Here is a 6,245-nt window from a genome sequence, read left to right on the forward strand (position 1 = left end):
CCCCCTGGCCACCCGCCCCGACGTTGCCCTGACGGACCTCGCCGCGCTGCCCCTCAAGCTCACCGACCGCCGCAACAATCCCGCCCTGGTCGACCTTGTCGTCACCGCCTGCCAGTCCGCCGGCTTCGAACCGGTGCCGGGCCCCACCGGCGGTTCGCTCCAGAACACGCTCGCCATGATCGGTGCGGGCACGCCTCCCATGTGGACCGTGGTGTACGCCGCCCACGCAAGCCAACTCCACAGCCCCAGGGTGGCGTTCCTGCCCTTCCGGGACGGCTGTCTCACCCTCCCCACCGCCCTCGTGGCGCACGCGACCACCCCACCCGACACCCTGAATCTCCTGCTCAAGGCCTGCACCGCGCCCCTGAACAGCGACGATCACGAATCCTGATTACTGCGTGCGCACTCTGCCTGTAGGTCACCGCCCACGGATCGGGTGGACTGAGGTCACGCCGGTGAGCGGCCCGGAACAACCGGACAGCCGCCGGAGACAAGGGAGTTCAGCCATGCCGATCGTCACCATCCAGCAGGGTCCCCGCGACATCGAGCTCAAGCGCGAGCTGGTGCAGCGCGTCACGGACGCCTTCGTGGACTCGCTCAAGATTCCCGCCGAAGCCGTACAGGTCTGGATCCACGAGGTCCCCACCGACAGCTGGGCCATCGGCGGCACGCTCACCGCCGACAAGTAGGCCCGAACGTACGTGACGAGGAGGCAGGCCCGCCGCTGATCGGCGGGCCGCCGCCAATAGCCTCCGCGCCCGCACCCTTCAGCCCCGGATCCCGCTTGCGTCGCCGACTCCTAGAGGACAGCGAACGGCCGAACGTCAGGCTGAAGTCCTCCTTCTCCGGTGACGGCGGCAACAACTGCGTCGAGGTCGCCGCGGCCCTCTCCGGCCGGATCAGACCGCCTCAGAGTTCGCCGGCGGGCTGCCGGAGCAGGCCGCGCAGCGACTCCTTCATGTTCGTGACGAACTCCTCGCGTGCGCTCTCGTCCAGCAGGTCCAGCGAGAGGTACGGGTTCAGGTCCTCCAGTTCCACCAGCAGCAGTTCGCCCGACGGTGCTCGGCACGCGTCCACCCGTTGGATGCCGTGGTCGATCGCGTTCCAGTCCACGAAGCGCTGCGCGAAGGACAGGTCGTCGGGGGTCGGGGTGTAGCGCTCCAGGCGCCAGCGCTCGGCCGGGTCCGGGGCGTACAGCGCGTACTGGAAGGTGCGGTCTGTGAAGTAGAAGGAGACCTCGTAGCGGAACGCGATGCGCGGCTGGATGAGGACATCGTCGAGGGTTCGGGTCCGGAGTTCGGCTTCCGTGACGAACTCCAGGCCTATCGAGTCCGCCCCCAGCTTCGGCTTCACCACGTACTCGGGTGACTCCGGGAGGTGGGCCATGTTCCGCGGGTCGTCGATCGTCGGGATCACCGGGTATCCCGACGCGTACAGGTCGACCAGGTACTGCTTGCCCGCCGCGTCCGCCTTTCCCGTCAGCTGGGTGTAGACGCGGACGCCGTCCGCCAGGGCGCGGGCGCGGAAGGCCTCGTACTCCGACTGGTAGTTGAGCACCGGGCCGCTGTTGCGGACCACGACCGCGTCGAAGGCGTCCATCAGCGCGGTCGCGTCCAGGGGGTGGCACAGGGCCAGGTCGAAGTCCTCGCGGAGGCGGGACGTCAGGTAGATGTCCTCGTCGCAGTAGCGCCGGCCGCGGGCCTCGTAGGCGAGGTCGGTGACGCACAGGATGCGGGCGCGGGGGGCCGGCGACGAGGAGGACATGCATCCCAAAGTACGGGGTGCTCCTATCGCCGCAGCAGAGCCACCACCCCCGTCGTGTCCTCGTCCCCATGGCCTGCCGCCAGGCGGCGTTCCATCAGGGTCATGTACGGGGTGAGGAGCTCGGGGCTCACCCCCTGTTCCTCCGCCGTGCGCAGGAGTGTGGCGCTTCCCGCCACCTGCATCGCCAGGTTCGAGACGACATCCTTCGCGTAGTCGCCGCTCTGGAGCTGGTCCGCCGTCTTGTGGACCGAGAACGTCATCGTCGTCAGCCAGCCCGCCAGCAGCGGCGCGAACTCCTTCGGGTCGATGTCCTCCGCGCCGATCAGCGCGAAGGCGTGCGCGACGCCCGCGAACATTCCCGTCATCGCGCTCAGCAGCGCCACGTCGTACAGCGCCGCGAAACCGGCGTCCTCGCCCACGTACTTCGTGCCCGCCGGTACGGAGAGCGTGCTGCGGTGGGTCTCGAAGAGGGCTGCCGAGCCGCTGTAGAAGACGTAGCCGCCCGCTTCCGGGATGCCGATCATCGGCGGGACCGCCATGATCCCGCCGTCCAGGAAGCGGGCGCCCCGTGCGGTCGCCCAGTCCGCGCGGGCGCGGGCCTGGGCCGGGGTGCTCGTCGTGAGGTTGACCAGGTCCTTGCCCTGCAGGTCCGTGTCCCACAGGGTCTCGTCGATCGATTCGTCGTCCAGGAGGCAGAGGACTACGAGGGTGTTCTCCGCCACCGCCTCCGCTGCTGCCGCCGTTGCCTTCGCGCCTGTTGCGGTGAGGGGTTCCGTCTTCGACTCGGTGCGGTTCCAGACCGTCAGGTCGTGGCCCGCCGCCAGCCAGGTACGGGCCAGTGCCGTGCCCATCACTCCCAGGCCGAGCAGTGTCAGTGAGGGGATCTTCCGGTCAAGTCGGTTGTCAGTCATGACCGTTAGGCTGTTCGCAGTCGGGATGGTGATCAAGTACGCACTTCGGTGTGGGTGGTTACCCCGGGGATAGTCAGCAGGTCAGGGGGGTGGAGCATGGCGACCGTACGCAGGCCGGGGTCCTATCACTGCGGGATCGACGCAGCCATGGATGTCATCGGCGGCAAGTGGAAGGTCCTCGTCCTCTGGGCTCTCGACGAGCGCCCGTACCGCTTCGGCGAGCTGCGGCGGGCCCTCGGCGGCGTGACCGAGAAGGTGCTCGCCGCCCAGCTCCGCGAGCTGGAGGAGGACGGCATCGTGCACCGCGAGGTGTACGACGAGGTGCCGCCCCGCGTGGAGTACTCGCTCACCGCGCGCGGTGCCTCCCTCAACGAGGCCCTGGCGCCGCTCGGGGCGTGGGGACGGCAGAACGTCGCGGTGGTCAGCCCTCCGCAGGTGCCCGGCCCGTGAGCGTCGCCAGGCTGCTGCGTACGTGGGCCATATGGGCCCGGAGCTCCTCACGGGCGTCCTCGTGCTCGCGCAGGATCCGGTCCGTCTCACGGGCCGCGCGCTCCTCGCGAATACGGCCGTCGGCGAGGAGCTCGGCGCCGCGCGCCTCCGCGTCCTCCTGGCCGTGGCGGGCCGTCTCCTCCGCCTCTGCCAGTGCGCGCCCGGCCTCGGCGAGCCTGCGCTCCGCGTAGGCCGCGAGCTCCGCTTCGCGCGCCTCGCACGCGCGCTCGCGGTCGGCCAGGTCGCGTTCCGCCGCGTCCCAGCGCTCCGCCTGCTCCTTCTCCTGCTCGGCAAGGAACGCCGAGGTCCTGACGCGCGTGTCCTTGAGGGCCGTGAGCGCCTCGCCCCGCCACTCCTTCACGTCCCTGTGCGAGCCGATCCGCAGGTCGTCGGCCGTGCTCTGGGCGTCGTCGAGCAGCTCCTGGGCGCGGGCGTCCGCTTCGGTGCGTACGGCGTCAGCGTCCGCGCGTGCCGCGTCCGCCAGCCGGCGCGCCACCTGCTCGGCCGCCGTCTGCACGGCCTGGGCGGCCTCCTGTGCTCCGGTGCGTACCTCGTCGGCCTCGTCCGAGGACAGCGCCAGGAGCGCCTGGGCCCGCTCGCCCAGCGTCGCGTACGTCTGCGGGGCGAGCCCCGCCACCCGCTCGCGCAGCGCGGACGCCTCGCCCTCCATCTCCTTGGCGAGTACGGTCAGCCGCGCCGCACGCTCCCAGGCCTCGTCGCGGTCGAGGGAGAGGGCGGCCACGAAGCGGTCGACCTGCCCGGACCGGTAGCCGCGGCCCCGTACGACGGCGAAACCGGGCGGTGGCACCGCTGCAGTACTCATCTTGAAGCCCTCTCACCACACACACGACAGACACCCACCAGACGCGCATATCTTGGTGGATCAAGACGAAGCGCCCATAACGCGACACTCCGCCCAAGGATGCGTCACGAAGTGCCGAAGGTGGGAATCGCCGTGTCGTCGCGGAGCGCCGTGAACAGCTGCTGGGCCTCCGCGTCGTTCCACAGGACCACATCCCCGACGCCTGAGATCTCCGTACCCGTACTGGAGATCGGTACCGTCGTGGTGGCCCCCTTGCCGTCCGCGATGTCCTTCATCCGCAGGCCCATCCGGCCGAGGGCCGGAAGACCGGTGCCCTTGTCGACCGTCAGCGCGTCGAGGGAGGCGCTGAGGAACGGGATGAGGTTCCACGGGAGCAGGAGCACGGAAGGCGTGAGCGCCTGGTGGGCGATCGCGCTCACCAGCTGCTGCTGGCGCTTGACACGGCCGAGGTCGCCCTGGGGGTCGCTGTAGCGGGCGCGGGCGTACGCGAGGGCCTGCTTGCCGTTCATCTTCTGGCAGCCCGCGTCGAAGTCGGCGCCCGACTTCTCGTCGTGCAGGCCACCCGCCGGGACACAGATCCGTACGCCGCCGAGCGAGTCGACCACCGCCACGAAGCCGCCGAAGTCGACCTCCGCGTAGTGGTCGAGGCGCAGGCCTGTGGCCTCCTCGACGGTCTGCGTGAGGAGCTTGGCGCCGCCCAGCGCATAGGCGGCGTTGATCTTGTTCTTGCCGTGGCCGGGGATCGGGACGTAGGAGTCGCGGGGGATCGAGACGAGATACGGACCGTTCGAGCCGTAGTGCAGGATCATGATCGTGTCGGTGTTGAGGCCCTCGTCATTGCCCACGTGCAGGTCCTTGCGCTCCTGCGCCGTGAGCGTGGAGCGGCTGTCCGAGCCGATCAGCAGCCAGTCCGTGCCCTGGCCCGCGGTGGGCCGTCCGGAGTAGTCGGCGAAGGCGTCCGTCGTCTGCAGACGGCCGTCGGCCCAGATCCACAGGCCGAGTGCGTAACCCGCCACGAGCAGCACGAGCGTCAGCAGGAGGATCGCGATCCGCTTGGGCCAGCTCAGCCGACGGCGCTTTCCCGGCCTGCGGCCCTTGCGGCCCCTCCTGCCCTTCGCGCGGTACAGCGCCGACGAGCTCTGCTGCTGCGGGAAAGGCTCCGGCACACCCATGGGATGAAACTCCCATAGGGGACAGCGTCCGGCGAGCCGGAGCCTTCTGGCAGTGGGTCAGCAGAAGTGAGGGTCAGCGCGTCAGAGCAGGCCGTCCCACATCTGCTCGAGGAGCACCGACCACCAGCTCTCCGGCGACGCCAGCGCCGCCGGGTCCAGCATCGCGAGCTGCGCCTGGAAGTCGACGGTCCAGCGGGCCGCCTGCTCCGGGTTCAGGCTGAACCGCAGCCGCCACATCCGGCCCAGGAGCGCCATCGACCGTACGAACTCGGGCAGACCCGAGTTCACGAACTGCGGCGGGACCGGCTGACCACCGGGACCGGCCTCCACCGGCACCGCCACGATGTTCGCCGTGCCGTACTGGACACAGATCGCCCGGCCGAAGTCCGACCCCATGACGAGGTACGAACCCGCGTCCGGAGCCGGCGTCACCTGACGCTGCGCTGCCAGCTCGGCCAGCGTCGGCACCGGCTGTCCCGGCACCGCCTGCGCCCAGAAGAACGGGCCGAAGTCGACCGGCAGACCCGCCCACACCAGGGTCATCGCCACCACCTCGGGCACACCCTGACGGGACACCGCCCGCTGGTCGAAGCGGAAGATCCCCTGCGGCCCGAAGGCCTGCGCCAGCTCCTGTGCGACCCCCTCCGGGGGGATCGGCGGGGCCGGCTGGACGGGCGGCAGCGGCGCGCGCACCGGGGCGGGGCGTGCGGGACCGTCCGCGACCTGGTGCAACTCGCCCTGGTGGGTGAGGAGATGGGCCATGCCCTGCTGACGGCTGGCGTGGTCCTTGCCGTACGGGGCGACGCTCGTGATCCGTACCTGCGGCCAGGTCTCACGGATCATGCGGGCGCAGTAGCCGCCCGGCAGCTCGCAGGACTCCAGCTCGGTGTGCAGCTCCAGAACCTGCTGCGGCGGCACGTTCATCGCCCGCAGCTCGTGCAGCATCTGCCACTCCGGGTGCGGGGTGCCGGGCGCCGAACGGCGGATGAGCTGCTGCTCGGAGCCGTCCTGCGCGCGGTAGCGCAGCACCGCCTGGTAGCCGGGGCCGACGGTCGGCTGGCCGGTGGGCTGCTGCGGATAGCCGTA

The 6,245-nt window shown here is 70.5% G+C and carries 8 protein-coding genes; 3 read left to right on the plus strand and 5 right to left on the minus strand.

Annotation, left to right across the window (positions count from 1 at the left end; genetic code table 11):
* The coding region (locus J0695_RS33385) for a LysR substrate-binding domain-containing protein (RefSeq protein WP_242553528.1) at positions 1-391 on the plus strand (391 nt) is incomplete at its 5' end.
* A gap of 115 nt (positions 392-506) precedes the next feature.
* On the plus strand, positions 507-689 hold the full coding sequence (dmpI, locus tag J0695_RS33390; RefSeq protein WP_206968515.1) for a 4-oxalocrotonate tautomerase DmpI: 183 nt from the start codon (positions 507-509) through the stop codon (positions 687-689).
* Between the two features lie 220 nt (positions 690-909).
* Here dmpI and J0695_RS33395 read toward each other — a convergent pair whose 3' ends face one another.
* Positions 910-1,764: a hypothetical protein gene (locus J0695_RS33395; protein ID WP_206968516.1), complete on the minus strand. Its 855-nt coding sequence runs from the start codon at positions 1,762-1,764 to the stop codon at positions 910-912.
* 23 nt (positions 1,765-1,787) lie between these two features.
* Complete coding sequence (locus J0695_RS33400; protein ID WP_206968517.1) at positions 1,788-2,675, minus strand: NAD(P)-dependent oxidoreductase; 888 nt, start codon at positions 2,673-2,675, stop codon at positions 1,788-1,790.
* 96 nt (positions 2,676-2,771) lie between these two features.
* Here J0695_RS33400 and J0695_RS33405 point away from each other — a divergent pair, with 96 nt between their 5' ends.
* Positions 2,772-3,125: a winged helix-turn-helix transcriptional regulator gene (locus J0695_RS33405; protein ID WP_206968518.1), complete on the plus strand. Its 354-nt coding sequence runs from the start codon at positions 2,772-2,774 to the stop codon at positions 3,123-3,125.
* Here the strand turns inward: J0695_RS33405 and J0695_RS33410 are convergent.
* The 3 genes from J0695_RS33410 to J0695_RS33420 form a co-directional block, all read right to left on the minus strand.
* Positions 3,097-3,987 carry a cellulose-binding protein gene (locus J0695_RS33410; protein WP_206968519.1) on the minus strand — a complete coding sequence of 297 codons (891 nt, stop codon included), beginning with the start codon at positions 3,985-3,987 and terminating at the stop codon, positions 3,097-3,099. The genes J0695_RS33405 and J0695_RS33410 overlap by 29 nt on opposite strands.
* 104 nt (positions 3,988-4,091) lie before the next feature.
* On the minus strand, positions 4,092-5,159 hold the full coding sequence (locus tag J0695_RS33415) for an LCP family protein (RefSeq protein WP_206968520.1): 1,068 nt from the start codon (positions 5,157-5,159) through the stop codon (positions 4,092-4,094).
* An 81-nt stretch (positions 5,160-5,240) separates the two neighbouring features.
* Positions 5,241-6,245: SUKH-4 family immunity protein (locus tag J0695_RS33420; protein WP_206968521.1), on the minus strand; the 1,005-nt coding region annotated here is incomplete at its 5' end.

The sequence above is a fragment of the Streptomyces beijiangensis genome (assembly GCF_017315755.1).
GTDB lineage: Bacteria > Actinomycetota > Actinomycetes > Streptomycetales > Streptomycetaceae > Streptomyces > Streptomyces beijiangensis.

Bases quoted from the DNA above. Each gene is read 5' to 3' on its own strand.
- dmpI (WP_206968515.1), top strand. From the start codon at position 507: ATGCCGATCGTCACCATCCAGCAGGGTCCCCGCGACATCGAGCTCAAG.
- J0695_RS33395 (WP_206968516.1), bottom strand. From the start codon at position 1,764: ATGTCCTCCTCGTCGCCGGCCCCCCGCGCCCGCATCCTGTGCGTCACC.
- J0695_RS33400 (WP_206968517.1), bottom strand. From the start codon at position 2,675: ATGACTGACAACCGACTTGACCGGAAGATCCCCTCACTGACACTGCTC.
- J0695_RS33405 (WP_206968518.1), top strand. From the start codon at position 2,772: ATGGCGACCGTACGCAGGCCGGGGTCCTATCACTGCGGGATCGACGCA.
- J0695_RS33410 (WP_206968519.1), bottom strand. From the start codon at position 3,987: ATGAGTACTGCAGCGGTGCCACCGCCCGGTTTCGCCGTCGTACGGGGC.
- J0695_RS33415 (WP_206968520.1), bottom strand. From the start codon at position 5,159: ATGGGTGTGCCGGAGCCTTTCCCGCAGCAGCAGAGCTCGTCGGCGCTG.